Source organism: Nocardioides sp. S5-5, assembly GCF_054954065.1.
This window is the reverse complement of sequence record NZ_CP199913.1, coordinates 4,051,965-4,069,636: the sequence shown is the minus strand read 5'-3', so window position 1 is coordinate 4,069,636 and position 17,672 is coordinate 4,051,965. Positions and strand designations below refer to the sequence as shown.

Annotated in this window: 21 protein-coding genes; 8 read left to right on the top strand and 13 right to left on the bottom strand. The window is 72.4% G+C overall.

What is annotated here, in order from left to right:
- Positions 1-42: 42 nt before the first annotated feature.
- Positions 43-1,023: a ribose-phosphate diphosphokinase gene (locus ACUP6Y_RS19745; RefSeq protein WP_462552566.1), complete on the top strand. Its 981-nt coding sequence runs from the start codon at positions 43-45 to the stop codon at positions 1,021-1,023.
- Positions 1,024-1,156: 133 nt separating this feature from the next.
- Here the strand turns inward: ACUP6Y_RS19745 and ACUP6Y_RS19740 are convergent, their stop codons facing one another.
- Entirely contained in the window at positions 1,157-2,323 is a 1,167-nt protein-coding gene (locus tag ACUP6Y_RS19740) for an ATP-binding protein (protein ID WP_462552565.1), read from the bottom strand.
- A gap of 332 nt (positions 2,324-2,655) precedes the next feature.
- Between ACUP6Y_RS19740 and ACUP6Y_RS19735 the strand changes: the two genes are divergently transcribed.
- From ACUP6Y_RS19735 to ACUP6Y_RS19715, 5 genes are all read left to right on the top strand, one after another.
- Positions 2,656-3,276 carry a 50S ribosomal protein L25/general stress protein Ctc gene (locus ACUP6Y_RS19735; RefSeq protein WP_462552564.1) on the top strand — a complete coding sequence of 207 codons (621 nt, stop codon included), beginning with the start codon at positions 2,656-2,658 and terminating at the stop codon, positions 3,274-3,276.
- A gap of 98 nt (positions 3,277-3,374) precedes the next feature.
- Positions 3,375-3,977: an aminoacyl-tRNA hydrolase gene (gene pth / locus ACUP6Y_RS19730; RefSeq protein ID WP_462552563.1), complete on the top strand. Its 603-nt coding sequence runs from the start codon at positions 3,375-3,377 to the stop codon at positions 3,975-3,977.
- 131 nt (positions 3,978-4,108) lie between these two features.
- Positions 4,109-4,900, top strand: coding sequence for a 3'(2'),5'-bisphosphate nucleotidase CysQ (locus ACUP6Y_RS19725; RefSeq protein WP_462552562.1), 792 nt, complete (start codon positions 4,109-4,111; stop codon positions 4,898-4,900).
- 10 nt (positions 4,901-4,910) lie between these two features.
- Positions 4,911-5,717 carry a hypothetical protein gene (locus ACUP6Y_RS19720; RefSeq protein WP_462552561.1) on the top strand — a complete coding sequence of 269 codons (807 nt, stop codon included), beginning with the start codon at positions 4,911-4,913 and terminating at the stop codon, positions 5,715-5,717.
- A 47-nt stretch (positions 5,718-5,764) separates the two neighbouring features.
- Positions 5,765-6,160, top strand: coding sequence for a VOC family protein (locus ACUP6Y_RS19715; RefSeq protein ID WP_462552560.1), 396 nt, complete (start codon positions 5,765-5,767; stop codon positions 6,158-6,160).
- 27 nt (positions 6,161-6,187) lie between these two features.
- On the opposite strand, the gene ACUP6Y_RS19710 is transcribed toward ACUP6Y_RS19715, so the two are convergent.
- Entirely contained in the window at positions 6,188-6,805 is a 618-nt protein-coding gene (locus ACUP6Y_RS19710; RefSeq protein ID WP_462552559.1) for an alpha-ketoglutarate-dependent dioxygenase AlkB, read from the bottom strand.
- Between the two features lie 123 nt (positions 6,806-6,928).
- Between ACUP6Y_RS19710 and ACUP6Y_RS19705 the strand changes: the two genes are divergently transcribed.
- A complete protein-coding gene (locus ACUP6Y_RS19705; protein WP_462552558.1) occupies positions 6,929-7,618 on the top strand; it encodes a GntR family transcriptional regulator in 690 nt (229 codons plus the stop codon).
- Between the two features lie 17 nt (positions 7,619-7,635).
- Here ACUP6Y_RS19705 and ACUP6Y_RS19700 read toward each other — a convergent pair whose 3' ends face one another.
- From ACUP6Y_RS19700 to ACUP6Y_RS19680, 5 genes are all read right to left on the bottom strand, one after another.
- Positions 7,636-7,998, bottom strand: a complete 363-nt coding sequence (locus ACUP6Y_RS19700; protein ID WP_462552557.1) for a hypothetical protein — start codon at positions 7,996-7,998, stop codon at positions 7,636-7,638.
- Between the two features lie 198 nt (positions 7,999-8,196).
- On the bottom strand, positions 8,197-8,814 hold the full coding sequence (locus tag ACUP6Y_RS19695) for an HD domain-containing protein (RefSeq protein ID WP_462552556.1): 618 nt from the start codon (positions 8,812-8,814) through the stop codon (positions 8,197-8,199).
- A gap of 57 nt (positions 8,815-8,871) precedes the next feature.
- Positions 8,872-10,203 carry a type II toxin-antitoxin system HipA family toxin gene (locus ACUP6Y_RS19690; protein WP_462552555.1) on the bottom strand — a complete coding sequence of 444 codons (1,332 nt, stop codon included), beginning with the start codon at positions 10,201-10,203 and terminating at the stop codon, positions 8,872-8,874.
- Positions 10,203-10,613 carry a helix-turn-helix domain-containing protein gene (locus tag ACUP6Y_RS19685; RefSeq protein ID WP_462552554.1) on the bottom strand — a complete coding sequence of 137 codons (411 nt, stop codon included), beginning with the start codon at positions 10,611-10,613 and terminating at the stop codon, positions 10,203-10,205. The genes ACUP6Y_RS19690 and ACUP6Y_RS19685 overlap by 1 nt, the downstream gene beginning before the upstream one ends.
- 332 nt (positions 10,614-10,945) lie before the next feature.
- On the bottom strand, positions 10,946-12,304 hold the full coding sequence (locus tag ACUP6Y_RS19680; protein ID WP_462552553.1) for a TrpB-like pyridoxal phosphate-dependent enzyme: 1,359 nt from the start codon (positions 12,302-12,304) through the stop codon (positions 10,946-10,948).
- 66 nt (positions 12,305-12,370) lie between these two features.
- On the opposite strand from ACUP6Y_RS19680, the gene ACUP6Y_RS19675 reads away from it, so the two are divergent.
- A complete protein-coding gene (locus tag ACUP6Y_RS19675) occupies positions 12,371-12,673 on the top strand; it encodes a chorismate mutase (RefSeq protein ID WP_203045803.1) in 303 nt (100 codons plus the stop codon).
- On the opposite strand, the gene ACUP6Y_RS19670 is transcribed toward ACUP6Y_RS19675, so the two are convergent.
- From ACUP6Y_RS19670 to ACUP6Y_RS19645, 6 genes are all read right to left on the bottom strand, one after another.
- Positions 12,630-13,445, bottom strand: coding sequence for an alpha/beta fold hydrolase (locus tag ACUP6Y_RS19670; RefSeq protein ID WP_462552552.1), 816 nt, complete (start codon positions 13,443-13,445; stop codon positions 12,630-12,632). The genes ACUP6Y_RS19675 and ACUP6Y_RS19670 overlap by 44 nt on opposite strands.
- Entirely contained in the window at positions 13,445-13,720 is a 276-nt protein-coding gene (gene catC / locus ACUP6Y_RS19665; RefSeq protein WP_462552551.1) for a muconolactone Delta-isomerase, read from the bottom strand. Before catC ends, ACUP6Y_RS19670 begins: the two co-directional genes overlap by 1 nt.
- A complete protein-coding gene (gene catA / locus ACUP6Y_RS19660; protein ID WP_462552550.1) occupies positions 13,720-14,571 on the bottom strand; it encodes a catechol 1,2-dioxygenase in 852 nt (283 codons plus the stop codon). The genes catC and catA overlap by 1 nt, the downstream gene beginning before the upstream one ends.
- 21 nt (positions 14,572-14,592) lie before the next feature.
- Positions 14,593-15,696: a mandelate racemase/muconate lactonizing enzyme family protein gene (locus tag ACUP6Y_RS19655; protein WP_462552549.1), complete on the bottom strand. Its 1,104-nt coding sequence runs from the start codon at positions 15,694-15,696 to the stop codon at positions 14,593-14,595.
- A 7-nt stretch (positions 15,697-15,703) separates the two neighbouring features.
- Positions 15,704-16,615 carry a LysR substrate-binding domain-containing protein gene (locus ACUP6Y_RS19650; RefSeq protein WP_462552548.1) on the bottom strand — a complete coding sequence of 304 codons (912 nt, stop codon included), beginning with the start codon at positions 16,613-16,615 and terminating at the stop codon, positions 15,704-15,706.
- 103 nt (positions 16,616-16,718) lie between these two features.
- Positions 16,719-17,648, bottom strand: coding sequence for a LysR family transcriptional regulator (locus tag ACUP6Y_RS19645; protein WP_462552547.1), 930 nt, complete (start codon positions 17,646-17,648; stop codon positions 16,719-16,721).
- Positions 17,649-17,672: the final 24 nt, after the last annotated feature.

Here is a 17,672-nt window from a genome sequence, read left to right as displayed (position 1 = left end):
AATCCTAGCTACCACCTTCGGCGACCAGGGGGAGTCACGCGCGTGAGCGGTCTGAAGCGGACGACCGAGAAGAACCTGATGGTCTTCTCCGGACGGGCACACCCCGAGCTGGCCGACGAGGTCGCTCAGATCCTCGGCCAGGACCTCGTCCCGACCTCGGCCTACGAGTTCGCCAACGGCGAGATCTACGTGCGCTACGAGGAGTCGGTCCGCGGCTGCGACGCCTTCGTGATCCAGAGCCACACCACTCCGATCAACGAGTGGATCATGGAGCACCTGATCATGGTCGACGCGCTCAAGCGCGCCTCCGCCAAGCGGATCACCGTGGTCATGCCGTTCTGGGGCTACAGCCGCCAGGACAAGAAGCACCGCGGCCGCGAGCCCATCTCCGCGCGCCTGATGGCCGACCTGTTCAAGGGCGCCGGCGCCGACCGGATCATCACCGTCGACCTGCACGCCGACCAGCTCCAGGGCTTCTTCGACGGCCCCGTCGACCACCTGATGGCGCTGCCGATCCTGACCGACTACATCAAGGAGAAGTACGGCGACCAGGAGCTCGCCGTGGTCTCCCCGGACGCCGGCCGGATCAAGGTCGCCGAGCGCTGGGCCGCCCGGCTCGGCGGCGTACCGCTGGCGTTCATCCACAAGACACGCCGCACCGACGTCGCCAACGAGGTCGTCGCCAACCGCGTCGTCGGCGACGTCAAGGGCCGCATGTGCGTGCTGACCGACGACATGATCGACACCGGCGGCACCATCGTGAAGGCCGCCGAGGCGCTGATGGCCGACGGTGCCGCGGGCGTGATCATCGCCGCCACCCACGCGATCCTCTCCGACCCCGCCGTCGACCGCCTCAAGAACTGCTCGGCCACCGAGGTCGTCATCACCAACACCCTGCCCGTGGCGCCCGAGAAGCAGTTCGACAAGCTCACCACGCTCTCGATCGCCCCGCTCGTCGCCCGGGCGATCCGTGAGGTGTTCGAGGACGGGTCGGTCACCAGCATGTTCGACGGGCATGCTTGACGGTGGTGGGGCAGGGCCGGTGCCGGTTTCTCAAGGGATGCAGGCAAATCGACGCATCCCAGTTCAAATAGGAGCAGGGGAGTGCAGGGATGGCTGCATCCCTTGAGAAACCTTGCACCAGCGACGGCCGGGCTCAGGCGTCGTCCAGTCCGCGCACGAACGCGCCGAAGCCGGGCAGCGTGAACCGCACCAGACCGTGACCGACCGGCTCGATCACGCCCTTCTCGATCAGCCGCTCGCGCGGGTCGCTGATGGCCCGGCTGTCGCGGCCCATGCCGGCCGCGATCTCGGCTCGGGTGACGTTGCCGTCGCCGGCCGCGGCCATCGCCACCAGGAACGCCTGCTCGGTCGGCGTGGCCGCACCCCACCGGGCGCGATGCATGCCGGTCAGCTGGGTGCGCGCGTGCGGCAGGCCCCGGCGTACGTCATCGGGCGTCAGCGCCGCGCCGCGAGCGGGTGCGGCGGCGTCCCAGGTGGTGTTGCCGAGCAGCTGGAGCAGGTACGGGTGGCCGTGTGCCTCGTCGGTCACCAGGCTCAGCGCCTCCTCGTTCCAGGAGACGTCCTCGGCCTCGGCGGTGCGGATCAGGGCGGCCCGCGCGTCGACGGCGGCGAGCACGTCGAGCGGCACGAACGCGCTGCGCTCCCCGAAGGTCGCCGCCCGGGTGATCGCCTCCGGGGTGACCGGCAGCCCGGCGGTGACGATGCTCAGCGGCACCGCGCCGGCGGCGCCGTCGAGGTTCTGCCAGGCGTTGAGGAGCACGGCGAGCTCCGTGGAGCCGGCGGCGTGCAGCTCGTCGAGGAACACCACCAGCCCGGCCCCGCCGTGGGTGCGCACCAACGTCGCCGCCTCGCGCAGCAGCTCCTCGAGGGCGAGGATCGGCGCCGTCACCGCCGCTGCCTCCCGCCGGCCGAGGGCGGCCTGGACCTTCGCGCCGGGTACGCCGAGCTCGATGGTCAGCCCGTCGAGCCGGGTCGTCCGGCCGGGACCGCCGAGGGCGTCGTGGCGCGCGAGGGCGCCCCGCACCCGCTGGGCCAGCTCGGGCAGGAGCAGCTGGTCGCGCGCGCAGGCGACCCACACCGACACGAAGCCGAGGGTGAGGGCCTCGGCCTCCGCGGCGCGCAGCAGCGAGGTCTTGCCCAGCCCGCGCGGTGCGTGGAAGACGAGCAGCGGGCCGGCCAGCTCGCCGTACGTCGCCACCCGGCCGAGCCGGTCCTGGATCCGTCGGCGCTCGGCGGTCCGCCCGGCGAGGAAGCGCGGGGACTGGCCGGGCGTGAAGGGGTTGCTCGGTGCTGTGCTCATGAGAGTCGATACCTTCCGATACTTTCTCGAAGTATAGATAGGTATCGGCCGAGGCGAGCCCTCGCGCCGCGATGGCGGCGCTGAAGGACGCGCCGTCGGACCTGCGCGAGATCACCGATCCCCTACCGGTGACGATTTCGCCCAGCCCGGCCCGCGCGGGTAGCCTTCTGCGGTTGCCTCGGCGAGGGAGCACCCGCTTCTGTGACTCCGTGATCGACTGGGCCGGTCTGTCTTCATGACGCCGCGCGCCCTGCCGGTCACCGGGTGAGGGAAGCGCGGCGTTCCTCGTCTCCGAGCAGCCGCCACCACCACGCGACGATCAGGAGATCCCCATGAGCACCGAGAAGATCCAGGCCGAGGTCCGCACCGAGTTCGGCAAGGGCGCCGCCCGCCGCATCCGCCGCGACAACAAGATCCCCGCCGTCGTCTACGGCCACGGCAACGAGCCGGTCCACCTGACCCTCCCGGGCCACGACACGATGATGGCCATCAAGCACGGTGGCGCCAACGCCGTCCTCGAGCTCGAGTTCGAGGGCCAGTCGCAGCTCGCGCTCACCAAGCAGGTCCAGGTCGACCCGGTCCGCCGCGTCCTCGAGCACGTCGACTTCGTCGCCGTCGTCCGCGGCGAGAAGGTCACCGTCGACGTACCGGTCCACGTCGTCGGCGACGCCGTCAGCGGCACCCTGGTCGTCACCGAGAACACCACGCTCCAGGTCGAGGCCGAGGCCACCCACATCCCCGAGCAGTTCGAGGTCAGCATCGAGGGCGCCGAGGCCGGCACCCAGATCCTCGCGAGCCAGGTCGAGCTGCCGGCCGGCACCACCCTGCTCACCGACGCCGACACCCTGGTCGTCAACGTCACCGAGCAGGCCGCCGAGGAGCCCGCTGCCGCGGAGGCCGGCGAGTCCGCCGAGGAGTCCGCCGAGGCTGCTGAGGCCGGCGACAGCGAGTGATCGCCGGCCGGCTCAGGTGGTTCCTGGGCCGACTGATCTCCCCGGCGCGGACGCCCGCGCCGGGGAGTCCCGCCGCACCTGACGCCGAGGAGAGCCCCGTGAGCGACGCGACCAGTGCCGACGTCTGGCTCGTGGTCGGCCTCGGCAACCCCGGCCCGTCGTACGCCGGGCACCGGCACAACATCGGCTATCTCGTCGTCGACGAGCTGGCCCGCCGGATGGGCAGCGGCTTCCGCGCCCACAAGTCCGGCCGCGCCGACGTGGTCGAGGGCCGTCTCGGCGCCCCGGGGGTGCCCGGCCCGCGGGTGGTGCTGGCCAAGTCCCGCTCGTACATGAACGAGTCGGGCGGCCCGGTCAAGGCGCTCGCGATCTTCTACAAGGTCCCCGCCGATCGGGTGATCGCGATCCACGACGAGCTCGACATCGACTTCGGCACGCTGCGCATCAAGAAGGGCGGCGGCGACAACGGTCACAACGGCCTCAAGTCCATGCGCTCCTCCCTCGGCACCGGCGACTTCTACCGGGTCAGGGCCGGCATCGGCCGCCCCCCGGGTCGCCAGGACGTCGCCGACTTCGTGCTGTCCAACTACGGCACCACCGAGCGCAAGGAGATCCCCTTCCAGGTGGACTCCGCCGCCGACGCCGTCGAGTCGCTCGTCGCCGAGGGCCTCGAGAAGACCCAGTCCCGTTTCAACCGCTGACCCGCCCCGTCCTCCGGTCGACGTGCCCCGGCCGTCGGTCGAGTCGCCCCTCCTTGCCGCAGCTCGGCGGGAGATGGAGGAAGGTCAACGGGAGTTCGGGGCGAGTCAACGGGGCTCGGTAGGGTGACCGCGTGACCTTCGAGCCCGGTACCCCCGCACCCGAGGTCGTCGCCGACGACCACCTCCTCGCCGCCTGGCTGGCCGAGGAGGCCGGCCGCCGCCTGCTGGAGGTGCGCGCCGAGGGACTGGTGGGCAAGGAGCTCAAGGACGCCGGCGATCAGGCGGCGCACGTGCTGCTGATGGAGCTGCTGGCGACCTACCGCCCCGACGACGCGGTGCTCTCCGAGGAGGCGCTGGAGAGCGCGGCCGACAAGGACGCCCGGCTCACCGCCGCCAAGGTCTGGATCGTCGACCCGCTCGACGGCACCCGCGAGTTCTCCGAGCCGCCGCGCGACGACTGGGCCGTCCACGTCGCGCTGTGGCAGGACGGCGAGCTGGTCGCGGGCGCGGTCGCGCAGCCCGTGCTGGGCGAGACCTTCAACACCGGTACGCCGCCCGTCGTACCGGCCCGCACCTCCCAGCGGCCCCGGATCGCGGTCTCCCGCACCCGCCCGCCGGCCTTCGTCGAGGCGCTCGCGAAGGAGCTCGACGCCGAGCTGGTCCCGATGGGCTCGGCCGGCGTGAAGATGATGTCGGTCGTGCGCGACGTCGCCGATGCCTACGTCCACGCGGGCGGTCAGTACGAATGGGACTCCGCCGCGCCGGTCGCCGTCGCGCGCGCCGCGGGCCTGTTCACCTCGCGCGTCGACGGCAGCGATCTGGTCTACAACCAGGCCGACGTCTACCTGCCTGACGTGATCGTGTGTCGCCCCGAGCTCTCCGAGCAGATCCTCGCCTTCGTCAAGGCGCACGGCACCGACTGAGCGGTCGAGCATGGCTGAGGCAGATCCCGAGGAGCGCAAGGCGCGGATCGATTGGCCCGCGACCGCGGCCGGTGCGGGCGCGGCGGTCACGGTCGCGGTGCTGCTCTCCACGCTCGGCGCCGCCGGCACGCTGATCGGCGCCGCGCTCGGCAGCGTCATCGCGACGGTCAGCTCGGCCCTCTACAAGCAGGGCATCGAGTCCAGCCGGCGCCGGATGGCCGAGGTCCAGGCAGCGGCGATGCAGCGGGTCAACCTCGCCGAGCAGAACGTACGACGCGCCGCCCGCCGCTCCGACCCGGTGGCGGCCGAGCGCGAGCTCGACCGCGCCCACCACCACCTCGAGGCCGCCGAGGACGAGGAGGAAGAGGGGGAGGTCGAGCCGACGCCCCGTCGCTGGTCCACCCTGCCCTGGAAGCGGATCGCCGTGCTCGCCGCCGGGACCTTCCTCCTCGCGCTCGTGGTGATCAGCGCGATCGAGCTGATCGCCGGCAGGAGCGTCTCGACGATCACCGGCGGCACCGACGGCAAGGACCGGACCTCGATCGGCGGCGTCTTCGGCGACGGCGGGGGCACGGGCAAGAAGCAGCAGGAGCTCCCGGCCGAGGAGACCCCGACACCGACCCCGACCCCGACGGACGCCGACACCGCGACCGGCGTCCCCACCGGGCCCACGACCTCGACGACGCCCATCCCGACTCCGACGCCGACCGAGACGGCCACGGTGACCGAGACGGCCACCCCGACCTCGACCCCGACGCCGTCCGCGCCGTCCACGCCGCCGGCGACGTCCACGCCGCCGGCGACGTCCACGCCCTGACCCGAAACCGGTTGCCCGGGCGCCGGGGGCCGGGCGAGGGTGGGGGCGTGACCTCCTTCATCTCGCACACCACCGTCGACTGCGCCCACGCCTTCGAGCTCTCCGAGTGGTGGAAGCCGGTCCTCGGCTACACCGACCTGCCCGGCAACCCCAACGAGCCGGGACACGAGGAGTGCATGATCATCGACCCCGACAGCGGCCACCAGGTGCTGTTCATCGAGGTCCCCGACCGCAAGAGCGGCAAGAACCGGGTCCACTTCGACCTGCGCCCGCGTGCCGGCAGCCGCGACGAGGAGGTCGACCGGCTGCTGCGGTACGGCGCGGTCCAGGTCGCCGACCACCGCGGCGTCCACGGCCCCGGCAGCGGCTGGGTGGTGCTCGCCGATCCGGAGGGCAACGAGTTCTGCATCCTGCGTTCGCTGGCGGAGCTGGAGCGCTCCTAGCTTCGCTAGCCTCGCGAGATCCCGAGGCTAGAACACGTTGAGTGGCCGGAACTGCACCGAGATCCGCGGTCCGGCCGACGACACCTTGGGTACGGCGTGCTCCCAGGTCCGCTGGCACGAGCCGCCCATCACGACCAGGTCGCCGTGCCCCATCTCGACGGCGAACGCCTCGTCGCGTCGCTCGGGATCGCGCGGACGCAGGTGCAGCCGGCGCGGGTCGCCGACCGACACGATCGCGACCATGGTGTCGTCGGTGGAGCCGCGCCCGATCGTGTCGCCGTGCCAGGCCACGCTGTCGCGGCCGTCGCGGTAGTAGCAGCAGCCGGCGGTGCGGAACGGCTCGCCGAGCTCGGCGGCGTACCGCTGGGTCAGCCGCTCGCGCGCGTCGCTCAACGCGGGGTGGGGCAGCACGTCGCCGATCATGTAGGTGAACACGAGGCGGGGTACGTCGACCACTCGGTCGTACATCGCGCGCCGCTCCGCCCGCCACGGCACCTCGCGGACCAGGGTCGCGAAGACGTCGTCGGCCTCGGTCAGCCAGTCGCGCGCGACGTCGACCCAGGCGCCGGCACTGAGCACCCGGCGCTCGGTGGCGACCTCGCTCGCCGCGGCGTCGAAGAGGCTGGTCTGGAAGTCGACCGTCATGGCATCGAGGATACCCCCTGATCGAACAGGTGTTCGGACGTGTGCTCGACGAAGTTTCGCGGTTCGCCGGACGGCACGACGCCCGCTTGCCTACTCTCGGCCCCGCAGACCACAGGGGGGTCGATGAGCCGCTCTCTCAAGCACGTGACGATCCGCGAGTACGTCCGCGCCCTGGTCGCCGGCAGCGCGCCCGGCACCGCCGCGCCGTCCGAGCGGGATCTCGTGGACCGCTTCGGCGTCGCCCGGATGACCGTGCGCCAGGCGCTCGACGCGCTGGTCGGCGAGGGCGTGCTGGAGCGGGTGCCCGGACGGGGGACGTTCGTCGCGGCGCCCCGTCGTGTCGCGACCGGCGTGGTCGGCTTCAGCGAGGAGATGGCCCGCCGCGGCATGGTCGCCGAGGCCCACACCCTCGTCGCCGAGCGGATCCCGGCCGCCGACCGGCTCGCGGTCGCGCTGCAGGTCGCGCCCGGCGTACCGGTGGTGCGCTGGCGGCGGCTGCGGATGGCCGACGGCCGCGCGGTCTGCCTGTCCGAGACCTATCTCGTCGAGACGCGGGTGCCGGGACTGCTCGAGGCGCTCCCCGACAGCCTGTACGACGACCTCGGCGCCCGCGGCCTGCGCCCGACCTGGTCGGAGGACGTGCTGGCCGCCTGCGCGGCGGGCGCGGACGAGGCCGCGCTGCTCGAGGCGCCGCCCGGTGCCCCTGTGCTCCGGCACGACCGTCGCGCGTGGGAGGGGGAGGTCGTGGTCGAGGTGTCGCGCACGCTCTACCGCGGCGATCACCACGCCGTCAGCCTGCTGCTCCGCGGTTGACCGCGGCTCATCTGGGCTCAGGGCTCGAGCCCGCCCAGCGGCGCCACCGCCACCCCGGACTCCTCGCATACCCAGGTCGGGTCCGGGCCGCCGAGGTCGGGCTCGATGTGCAGCGCGTGGACCGGGCCGTCGCACTGCGTACAACGCGGCCACAGGCCCTCATGGGCCTGCCGACCGAATCGGTCGGCCAGGCCGTCCTGCACGTCCTGGGCGACCAGGCCGGCGATGAACGGCGCACCCTCGGGCCATTGCCCGAGCCACCAGCGGCGCTCGGCGCAGGCGTCCTCGAGCAGGGTCACGGAGTCCGGCGTACCGAGAGCACGGGCCTGCAGGTCGGCCAGCACCTGCGCTCGGGCCTGGAAGATCACGCTGTCGTCCACAGGTCCATTGTGCGCGGGTTCGGTGACCGGGCCCGGACGGGCATCGCAGCCGGCACCGCTCCCGACCCGCGGGAGCCGCCGAGAGGACCGCTAAGGACCGCTGCCGCCGACCGCGTGCTCGCCGTCACCTGGACCGACCTCGACCGGCTCGACGACGAGATGGCCGAGCTCGCCGGTCAGTACAGCCAGGTCGCGAAGTTAGGCCGGCAGGCCGGCGAGCTCGCGGGCGACATTGGCCCGTGCGGGCTGCTCCCAGCGGGAGCGCCCGTGCGCGGTGCGGAACAGCTCGGGGGTGTCGGTCAGCGCGCGCAGCACCTCCGCCCGACCGGCGGCGAAGACGTCGTCGTCGAGGTGGGCGTACTCCGAGCGCACCGCGGCGACGTACTCGTCGTACCGGTCCCGGGCCGCGGCGAGGATGGACAGGTCGGCGTCGGACAGGGCGCAGCCGTTGGCGTCGTCGGAGTCCGGGCGGTGCTGCTCGGTGAGCCGCACCAGGCGGGCCACCTCGGCGACCGTCGCCGGGGCGGCGTGGGCCGGCAGCGCGTCCTCGGCCCAGGTGGCCGAGCGCTCCTCGGCGTCCCGCTCGCCGTCGTACACGGCGTCGTGGAACCACGCGGCGAGCAGCACGGGCGTGCGGTCGTACGCCGTCCCCGCGGCCGCCAGCTCGTCGAGGCGCTGCAGCACCTCCGCGAGATGGCGAGTGCCGTGATGACCGCGGCTCGGGTCGCCGTACGCCGCCAGCAGCTCGTCGCGCAGCGCGTCGGCCCCGGTCAGCGGCCAAGGCAGGTCGGTCAGGTCGGGATGGTCGTCCTCCATCCCGGTATTCAAACCGACCGCACCGGCCGCTGTCACCGGGACCCCCTCCCCGGCGGGTCAGTCGCCCCGGTCTGGGGTGGAGGTTCCGCGCAGGACATGGGCCGGGTTGCGTTCCTGGTTGGGGCGCCAGGTGCCCCGAACGTGCTCGATGATCCGGCTGGCCATGCGGTCGGCCTCGTCGTGGACGTCACTGGGGAGCGACTCGACGGCGGCAGCGAAGGCCTCCGGCAGGTTGGCGCGCACTTCCTCGACCCACTCGACGGCCTGGTCACCGGGGATGCTGAGCTGCCGGGCGGCCTTGCGCCAGTCCCTCTCCCCGACGTCCAGCATCCGCCAGCGCTCACCGACCTTCATCGGACCGTCCAACCGCTCGTACTGGTCGTAGCAGGCTGCCGAGGCGACGTCGTAGAGCGGCGCGGTCTGGACGTTGGGGCCGATGAGGAGCAGGGAGTAGTTCTTCGCGTGCGCGTCGGCTCCCCCTATCAGGACGTTGTACGCGAGGCCCTTGAAGAAGCGTTCGCTGCTGACGAGGCGGTCCTCGAGGCTCAGGGTGTTCAGAACGCGGCCGATATCGGCGACCCCAGGCCCGCCGTCCTTCTGGTACTTCTGGCTGGGGTGGACTGACAGCGCCTGGCAGAAGTCCTCTTGGTGGACCCGCACCCACCGGCCTTCTGCGTTCTCGTAGCGGTCGTAGCGGTGAGAGACGATGGCCTGCACGTCGGCGACCTCGACCAGGTCGACGCGGGCGGCGAGCAGTCCTGCCTGTCCGGCCGCGCGCAGGCACAGTGCCTCGTTGACGTGGTGCTGGGCATAGCCCTCGATGGCGGGCTTGATGATGGTGTTGGTCGGTGTGGAGTCGTGCGGGATGCCCCACCTGCCGGTGGGGCCGTCGAGAAAGAGCGCGATCTTCGGCTGCGCGCCAGCGAGGCTCCACCGGCCGCCGTAGCGGCCGGGGTCCCACGCCGCGCCATGCTCGGCCAGGTCGTGGGCCATATCGGCGAAGTCGCTGTCGCTGAGCCACTCGATGTCGCCGTGGCGGCTGGCGGCATCGCTCGGATCCATGTCTTCGGGAAGGACCTGGACGGCGCCCGCGGCGTCGCGTCCGACGTTGGCGAGCAGGCCGAAGGGACTGTTGGCCGAGACCTTGTACTCGGCCGCCCATCGCTCTCGCGCGGCCTGGCTGTCGGGCAGGAGCCCGTCGAGGAAGGCGCGGACCGGACGGTTGCCGTGGTGGGATTGGGCCAGGGGCAGCGAGAGTGAGAGGGGCGTGGCGGCGGGGTCGGTTCGGTACTCCTCGTCGTAGGTGAAGGACAGGTTGCCGTTCTTCTGCTCGGTGTAGCCGATCGGATCGCCGTCGAGGTAGACGCGGAGGCGCTGGGGCTTGACCATCAGGAGGTCCGATCCTGGAGGAAGGCGAACGGGTCGCTGCCGTGCTCGCCGACGTCGGCAGACGTCTTGGCGGACTTTGCGGTCGAGGTCATCGTCGAAGGGCTGCCCTTGGTGACGAAGCGACCAGAAACTGCCGAACGTCCACGGGTCTTCGTAGCTGGCGCCTTTCTGGCCGTTGTCTTCGCAGGGACGGTGGGGGTGACCACGTCGACGAGCAGGCCGAGAGCGCTGAGCGCGTCGAGCACCTTCTGTGCCTCGAGGCGCGGGCTGCCCTGCTCCAGGCGCACGACCCAGTCGCGGCTGACCCGGAGCTGCTCGGCCAAGTCGGCCTGGGTGAGGCCGCTGGCGCGCCGTGCGGCGCGCACCATGGCGCCCAGATCGCGAACCGTTTGAACCCGCACCGTCACCACTCCTTGGGGCCATCATGTCGTCGTTCGGCAACATTCAAGATTGTAGCCGTTCGACGACATTTTCTAAAGTTGTCGAACGACGACATTTCCGATTGTCGTCGTATGCCGACATTATGGGTCTGGCCTGGGAGAATGCTCGGCGCGAACGCCTCATCTGTGGCGATTGATCCACGGTTTTCGTCCACCTGCTTCGACCTGCTTTGCGTTCACAGGGCCAGCCGCATCCAGACGCTGTCGGGCCCGCTCGTTGCCGGCCAGGTGCGCGAGCCGGATCTCGCTCGCGGCCGCGACGGGCGCGCCCCACGCGCCGCTCGACGGGGCCTCGACCGCGCTCAGCCGACCACCGGCACGTTCGCCAGTGCCTCGGTGAGCGCCTCGTCCGACAGCGGGTCGTCCTCGAGCTTGCCGCTGAGGAAGCTCTCGTAGGCGCCGAGCTCGAGCAGGCCGTGCCCGGACAGGCCGACGACGATCACCGGGGAGGTGCCGGCCTCGGTGGCGGCGAGCGCCTCGCGGCGTACCTGGGCGAGGGCGTGGGACGACTCGGGGGCGGGGACGATGCCCTGGGTGCGGGCGAACTCGACACCGGCCTCGAAGCACTCGCTCTGGTGCAGGGCGACGGCATCGATGTGCCCCTCGGCCACCGTGTGGGAGACCAGCGGCGCCATGCCGTGGTAGCGCAGGCCGCCGGCGTGGATCGGCGACGGGACGAAGTCGTGGCCGAGCGTGTGCATCTTCATCAGCGGCGTGAGCCCGGCGGTGTCGCCGAAGTCGTAGCGGTACTCGCCGCGGGTCAGCGTCGGGCACGAGCTCGGCTCGACCGCGAGGATCCGCGGTGCCTGGTTGCCGGCCAGCTTCTCGCGCAGGAACGGGAAGGCCAGCCCGGCGAAGTTCGAGCCGCCGCCGGCGCAGCCGACGACGAGGTCGGCGCCGGTCTCGCCGGCCTTGGCGAGCTGGAGCAGCGCCTCCTCGCCGATCACCGTCTGGTGGAGCAGCACGTGGTTGAGCACCGAGCCCAGCGCGTACTTCGCCTCGGGGTCCTGCGCCGCGACCTCGACCGCCTCGGAGATCGCGATGCCGAGCGAGCCCGGGTGCTCCTCGGGGAACGCCTTGCCCGACTCGGTCAGCCGGCTCGGCGAGCGATGCACTGTGCCGCCGAAGACCTCGATCAGGGTCCGGCGCTGCGGCTTGGTGTCGTACGACGCCCCGACCTGCCACACCTCGCAGGTCACCCCGAACAGCGCGCTGGCGTAGGAGAGGGCGGTGCCCCACTGGCCGGCGCCGGTCTCGGTGGTGAGCCGGGTGATCCCGTTGAGCTTGTTGTAGTAGACCTGCGGCACGGCCGTGTTGACCTTGTGCGAGCCGGCCGGCGAGACGCCCTCGTACTTGTAGTAGATCCGGGCGCTGGTGCCGAGCCTCTGCTCCCAGCGGCGGGCCCGGTAGAGCGGGCTGGGCCGGTACTGCCGGTAGACGTCGAGCACCGGCTCCGGGATGTCGACGTACCGCTCGGCGGTGACCTCCTGCGCGATCAGCTCCGGCGGGAACAGCGGCGCCAGGTCGTCGGGCCCGACCGGCTCGTGGGTCGCCGGGTGCAGCGGCGGAGGCGGCGGCGTGGGCAGGTCGGCGACGATGTTGTACCAGCGGGTCGGCTGCTCGTCCGGCTCGAGGGTGTACATCACCTGGTCGTCGCTCATGGGGCGTCCTCTCGGTCTGCGGTGGTCCATCCTGGCTGCTCCGGATCGTAGGGCAGGATGGAGCACGTGAGTGCAGACGACGCCCGGGCCGAGCTCCACCGACTGCGGTCGAGCATCGACAACCTCGACGCCGCCCTGGTCCACCTGCTGGCCGAGCGCTTCAAGTGCACCGAGGCCGTCGGCCGCCTCAAGGCGCGCGCCGCCATGCCGCCGGCCGACCCCGCCCGCGAGGCGGTTCAGATCGCGCGACTGCGGTCGATGGCGGAGAGCTCGGGGCTCGACCCGCACTTCGCCGAGAAGATCCTCAACGTGATCATCGCGGAGGTCATCCGCAACCACGAGCAGTTCGCTGAGGAGAACGAGGACTGAGGTTGTCGCGGAGCAGCGCGGCGACCGCCTCCGGCGCCTCGTACGGCGCCAGGTGGCCCACGCCGGGCAGCACCGCGATCCGCCCCTCCGGTACGCCGGCCGCGAGCGCCTCCAGCGACGCCGGGGGTGTCGCGACGTCGTCGGCGCCGGCGATCGCGAGCAGGGGAGCGCCCACCGACGCCAAGCGGTCGCGCACGTCGAAGCCGGCGAGCGCCTCGCAGACCCGGGCGTAGCTCTCGGGGTCGACGGCGTCCAGGTCGGCCAGCGCCGCGTCGCGGCGGCCGTCGTCGTCGGCGCAGATGGCCGAGCCGAACCAGCGGGCGGGGGAGGACGCCACCACCGGGCCCATGCCCGAGGCCCGGACCAGGGCCGCGCGCTCGTGCCAAGGGGCCGGGGTGCCGAACACGGCGGCGCTGCACAGCACGGCCAGTGAGGTGACCCGGGCAGGGTGGTCGAGGGCGAGCTGGAGGCCCACGGCGCCGCCGACCGAGTCGCCGGCGTAGGCGAGGGGCACATCGCGACCGGCGGCCTCGGACACCACCGCCAGGACGGCCGAGGCCAGGCCGGCGAGGGTGAGGCCCGGCGCCAGCCGGTCGACCGCCGGGCTGGCGCCGTGGCCGGGCAGGTCCCAGCCGAGGACGTTCCAGCCGGGCAGCGCCGAGGCGACCGGCCCCCAGAGCCGGTCGACCGTGGTCCCCAGGGACGGGCCGACGACCAGCAGTGGTCGCCCGGGGTGGCCGGCGAGGTGGCGGAGGGCGATCGAGGGCAGCATCAGATCGCCGACGGGTGCTCGGTCAGCGCGGTGACCTCGATCCGCATGTAGGGGAACAGCGGTAGGTTCGACAAGATCTCGTGCAGGCGGGCGTTCGAGGCGACGTCGAAGATGCTGATGTTGGAGTACTGCCCGACGATGCGCCAGATGTGCGCCCACTCGCCGCCGCGCTGGAGCTCTTGGGAGTACGCCCTCTCCCGCGCGACCACGCCCTCCCGCTCGGCGGGGTCGAGGTCGCGCGGGATGTCGACGTCCATCCGGACACAGAAGAGCATCAGCGAACCGGGTCCAGCACGAAGCCGTAGTCGACCGTGACCGAGCCGTCGGCCTGGGGGACCGGGGCGAGCAGCAGCTCCGGCTTCACGGCCGAGGCGATGTCGTCGTCGTTGTGCTCGTCGCCGGGGAAGTACAGCTGCGCGGTGAGCAGCTCGTGGCCGGGCGCGGAGACCTTGACGTGCAGGTGGGCGGGACGCCAGGCGTGCCAGCCGGCGGCGGCGATGAGCTTGCCGCAGGAGCCGTCGGTCGGGATCTGGTAGGGCGCCGGCTGGATCGTGTGGATCTCGAAGCCGCCCTCGGCGTCGGTGCGGAAGTTGCCGCGCAGGTTCCACTCCGGGATGCCCGGGGCGAACTGCGAGTAGAAGCCGTCGGCGTCGGCGTGCCAGACCTCGACCAGCGCGCCCTCGAGCACCGTCCCGTCGGTCGACCGCACGGTGCCGGTCCACACCAGCGGGGTGCCGGACTCGCCCTCGCGCATGGCGATCGTCCCGACGCTGCCGTGCTCGGGGGCACCGGGCACGTAGTAGGGGCCCTCGATCGAGCCCTTGTTGCCCTCGCGGTGCGCGGTGTTGACGTCCTCGACGACGTGCTCGAGCCACACGTCCAAGAAGAGCGGCCACTCGCCGTCCTCGCCGACGTTGATCATCCACGCCTTGAGCGCGTTGAACTCGTCGTAGGTGACCTTCTCGTCGCGGACCGTCTGATAGACGGCGTCGAGGACGCGGCGGGCCAGGCGGTCGACCCGCTCGGGCGGGGTGCCGGCGACGGCCGCGAAGGGCGACTTGTCGGAGTGGAAGCGCTCGGTGGCGCTGGCGCCGGAGGCGGCGGCGGTGGCGACGTCGGTGGTCATGATGGTTCCTCTCGGGTTGTCTCAGTGGTCGGTGCGGTAGCGGCGAAGCTTCTCTTCGTCGATGGCGACGCCGAGGCCGGCGCCGGGTCGGAGGGTGAGCTCGCCGTTCTCGATGCGCAGCGGCTCGGTGAGCAGGTCGTCGCTCATGTCGAGGAAGTTCGACAGCTCGCCGGCGTGCAGGCTGCTGCGCTGGTGGGCGGCGCCGAACGCGACGGAGCAGATCGAGCCGAGCTGGCCGTCGATCTGGTTGCCCATCACCACCTCGAGACCGAGGCCCTCGGCGAGGTGGAGGACCCGCTGCGAGCCGGTGAACCCGGTGCGGGCGGTCTTGATGGAGAGCGCGGTCGCCGAGCCGCCGAGCACCTCGCGGGTCACCTCGGCCGGCGTGGTGGCCGACTCGTCGGCGATGAACGGCACGTCGAGCTGCTGCACCAGCCAGCGCCGCCCGAGCACGTCGTCGGCGGGGCTGAGCTCCTCGGCGAACGCCAGGTCGAGGTCGGCCATCTGTCGCATCGCCCGCGCGGACTCGGACGCGGTCCACCCACGGTTGCCGTCGACGTACAGCACGACGTCGGGGCCCAGGCCCTCGCGCAGGGCGCGCACGACGGCCACGTCGAGCGCGGCCGGGCGGCGGCCGACCTTCACCTTGAAGGTGGTGATGCCGTGGACCTCCCGCATCCGCTCGGCCTCCTCGACCATCGCGGCCGGCTGGTCGAAGCCGAGCATGTGGGAGACCCGCATCCGGTCGGTGTAGCCGCCGAGCAGCTCGGAGACCGGCAGCCCGAGGGTGCGGCCCAGCGCGTCCCACACGGCCATGTCGATCGCTGCCTTCGCGGTCGGGTTGCCGACCGTGCGGCCCAGCAGCGCGGCCAGCTGCTCGCGGTCGGTGAGGGCCAGGCCGACGACCTGCGGGGCGAAGATGGTCTCGATCACCGCGATGATCCCGCGCTGGGTCTCGCCGTAGGTGAACGGTCGCGGTGGCGCCTCGGCGACCCCGACCACCCCGTCGTCGGTGTGGACGCGGACCAGGACGTGGTCGGCCACGTGGACCTCGCCACTGGCGAACCTCAGCGGCTTGACGTAGGGGATCCGGAACGGGATCGCCTCGATCGCGGTGATCTTCATGGGGTCCTCAGGGGGCGGTGATCGGGGTGGGGGTGGCGGCGAAGAACCCGTCGCGGTCGAGGACGTCGAGCGCGCCGGCCACCAGGGCCGAGGGCTCGTCGGCCCGCCAGGCGAGCGAGAGGTCGATGGCCGCGGCGTCGGCGACGTCGCGGAACACCACGCCCTGCAGCTGCATGCTGCGTACCGACTCGGGCACCAGCGCGATCCCGAGCTGGGCGGCGACGAGCGCGAGCAGCGCGGCGGTGCCGGGGGCGCGGTGGGCGATGGTGGGGGAGAAGCCGGCCCGCAGGCAGCTCGACATCATCGCCTCGTTGACGGCCGAGCGGGTGTCGGCGTAGGCGATGAACTCGTCGGCGGAGACGTCGGCGACCTGGAGGGCGGGCTCGGCGGCGAGGCGGTGGTCGGCGGGCAGGGCGAGCACGAGCGGCTCCTGGAGCAGGCTGCGGGTCTCGATGCCGGGCTCGGCGACCGGGCCGCGCAGCACGCCCAGGTCGAGCCGGCCGTCGAGCAGCCGCTCGACCTGGCCCGGGGTGAGCAGGTCGGCCTGCACCTCCAGCGCGACGCCCGGCAGCGACGCGCGGACGATGCGGGAGAGCCGGGCCAGCTGAGTGAACGCGCTGGTGCCGGTGAACCCGACCCGGAGCAGCCCGCGGCTGCCGTCGGCGATGCTGCGGGTCCCGACCACGCAGGCGTCGAGGTCGCCGAGGATCCGGCGCACCTCGCGATGGAAGAACTCGCCGGCCGGCGTCAGGCTGACCTGACGGGTGGTCCGCGCGAGGAGGAGCACGCCGAGCTCGGCCTCGAGGCGGCGCACGGCCTGGGAGAGGGCGGGCTGGGCGAGGTGGAGGCGCTCGGCCGCCTGGCCGAAGTGACAGGTCTCCGCGACGGCGTCGAAGTAGCGCAGCTGCTTGAGATCCATGGTCACCTCCTCCTGTGCGCCGGTCCGGTGTGGTGGGCGTCACGCGTTCCCATCACGCTAGATCGGAGTGATCCAGAAGCACAAAGACGAATAGTCGACTGATTCATAACTCCAATGTATGAATCGGTCGGGGCTGTGGCCAGCCCTCCCGGGCCAGGTCGGCGACCACGGCCAGGGTGCGGTGCAGGTGTGGCTCGGTCCGCGCGGCCCGGTGGGCGACCGCGAGCTCGACGGTGCGCGCGGGGCCCACCAGAGGTCGGAAGGCGACGCCGTCGAGGGCGAGCGCCCCGACCGGCTCGGGCACGACGGCCACGCCGAGGCCGCCGGCCACCAGCGTTACCAGGGTGGAGGTCTCGCCGACCTCGTGCCGGATGTGCGGCGTCACGCCGGCATCGGCGAACAGGCCGCGCACGACGTCGTACATCGCCGACCGGCGGCCTGCCGAGTGGACGATCAGGTCGGCGCCGGCGAGGTCGGCGACCCGGACCCGGCGGCGGCCGGCGAGCCGGTCGCCCGCGGGTACGGCGACCACGAGCCGCTCCTCGCGCAGCGGGCTCACCGTCAGCGACGCGTCGTCGACGGGCGGGCGGAGCAGGGCGACGTCGATCGCGCCGGTGCGCAGCGCATCGACCTGGTCGGCGACGAGCATCTCGCCGCGGAAGGCGAAGTCGATGCCGGGCAGCTCCTCGGCCAGCCGGCGCGAGAGTGCGGGCAGCAGGCTGTAGGTCGCGGAACCGACGCAGCCGATGGCGAGTCGGCCGACCGCGCCGGCCGCCACCCGCCGGGCCTCGTCGGCCGCGTCGTCGACGTCGGCGAGGATCGCCTGGGCCCGCGCGAGGTACGCCGCCCCCGCCGCGGTCAGGTCCACCCGCCGGGTGGTGCGGACGAACAGCTCGACGCCGACCTCGGCCTCCAGGCGGCGGATCTGCTGGGACAGCGGTGGCTGGGCCATGTGCAGCCGCTCGGCGGCGCGGCCGAAGTGGCGTTCCTCGGCGACGGTCACGAAATACCGCAGGTGGCGCAGCAGATCCATATCCTCATTCGTCTCAGTTGAGTC

What these genes read in the sequence shown, in the direction of transcription:
- ACUP6Y_RS19740 (WP_462552565.1), bottom strand. Translation starts at nt 2,323, where the DNA reads ATGAGCACAGCACCGAGCAACCCCTTCACGCCCGGCCAGTCCCCGCGC.
- ACUP6Y_RS19735 (WP_462552564.1), top strand. Translation starts at nt 2,656, where the DNA reads ATGAGCACCGAGAAGATCCAGGCCGAGGTCCGCACCGAGTTCGGCAAG.
- ACUP6Y_RS19720 (WP_462552561.1), top strand. Translation starts at nt 4,911, where the DNA reads ATGGCTGAGGCAGATCCCGAGGAGCGCAAGGCGCGGATCGATTGGCCC.
- ACUP6Y_RS19710 (WP_462552559.1), bottom strand. Translation starts at nt 6,805, where the DNA reads ATGACGGTCGACTTCCAGACCAGCCTCTTCGACGCCGCGGCGAGCGAG.
- ACUP6Y_RS19705 (WP_462552558.1), top strand. Translation starts at nt 6,929, where the DNA reads ATGAGCCGCTCTCTCAAGCACGTGACGATCCGCGAGTACGTCCGCGCC.
- ACUP6Y_RS19695 (WP_462552556.1), bottom strand. Translation starts at nt 8,814, where the DNA reads ATGGAGGACGACCATCCCGACCTGACCGACCTGCCTTGGCCGCTGACC.
- ACUP6Y_RS19690 (WP_462552555.1), bottom strand. Translation starts at nt 10,203, where the DNA reads ATGGTCAAGCCCCAGCGCCTCCGCGTCTACCTCGACGGCGATCCGATC.
- ACUP6Y_RS19680 (WP_462552553.1), bottom strand. Translation starts at nt 12,304, where the DNA reads ATGAGCGACGACCAGGTGATGTACACCCTCGAGCCGGACGAGCAGCCG.
- ACUP6Y_RS19670 (WP_462552552.1), bottom strand. Translation starts at nt 13,445, where the DNA reads ATGCTGCCCTCGATCGCCCTCCGCCACCTCGCCGGCCACCCCGGGCGA.
- catC (WP_462552551.1), bottom strand. Translation starts at nt 13,720, where the DNA reads ATGCTCTTCTGTGTCCGGATGGACGTCGACATCCCGCGCGACCTCGAC.
- catA (WP_462552550.1), bottom strand. Translation starts at nt 14,571, where the DNA reads ATGACCACCGACGTCGCCACCGCCGCCGCCTCCGGCGCCAGCGCCACC.
- ACUP6Y_RS19655 (WP_462552549.1), bottom strand. Translation starts at nt 15,696, where the DNA reads ATGAAGATCACCGCGATCGAGGCGATCCCGTTCCGGATCCCCTACGTC.
- ACUP6Y_RS19650 (WP_462552548.1), bottom strand. Translation starts at nt 16,615, where the DNA reads ATGGATCTCAAGCAGCTGCGCTACTTCGACGCCGTCGCGGAGACCTGT.
- ACUP6Y_RS19645 (WP_462552547.1), bottom strand. Translation starts at nt 17,648, where the DNA reads ATGGATCTGCTGCGCCACCTGCGGTATTTCGTGACCGTCGCCGAGGAA.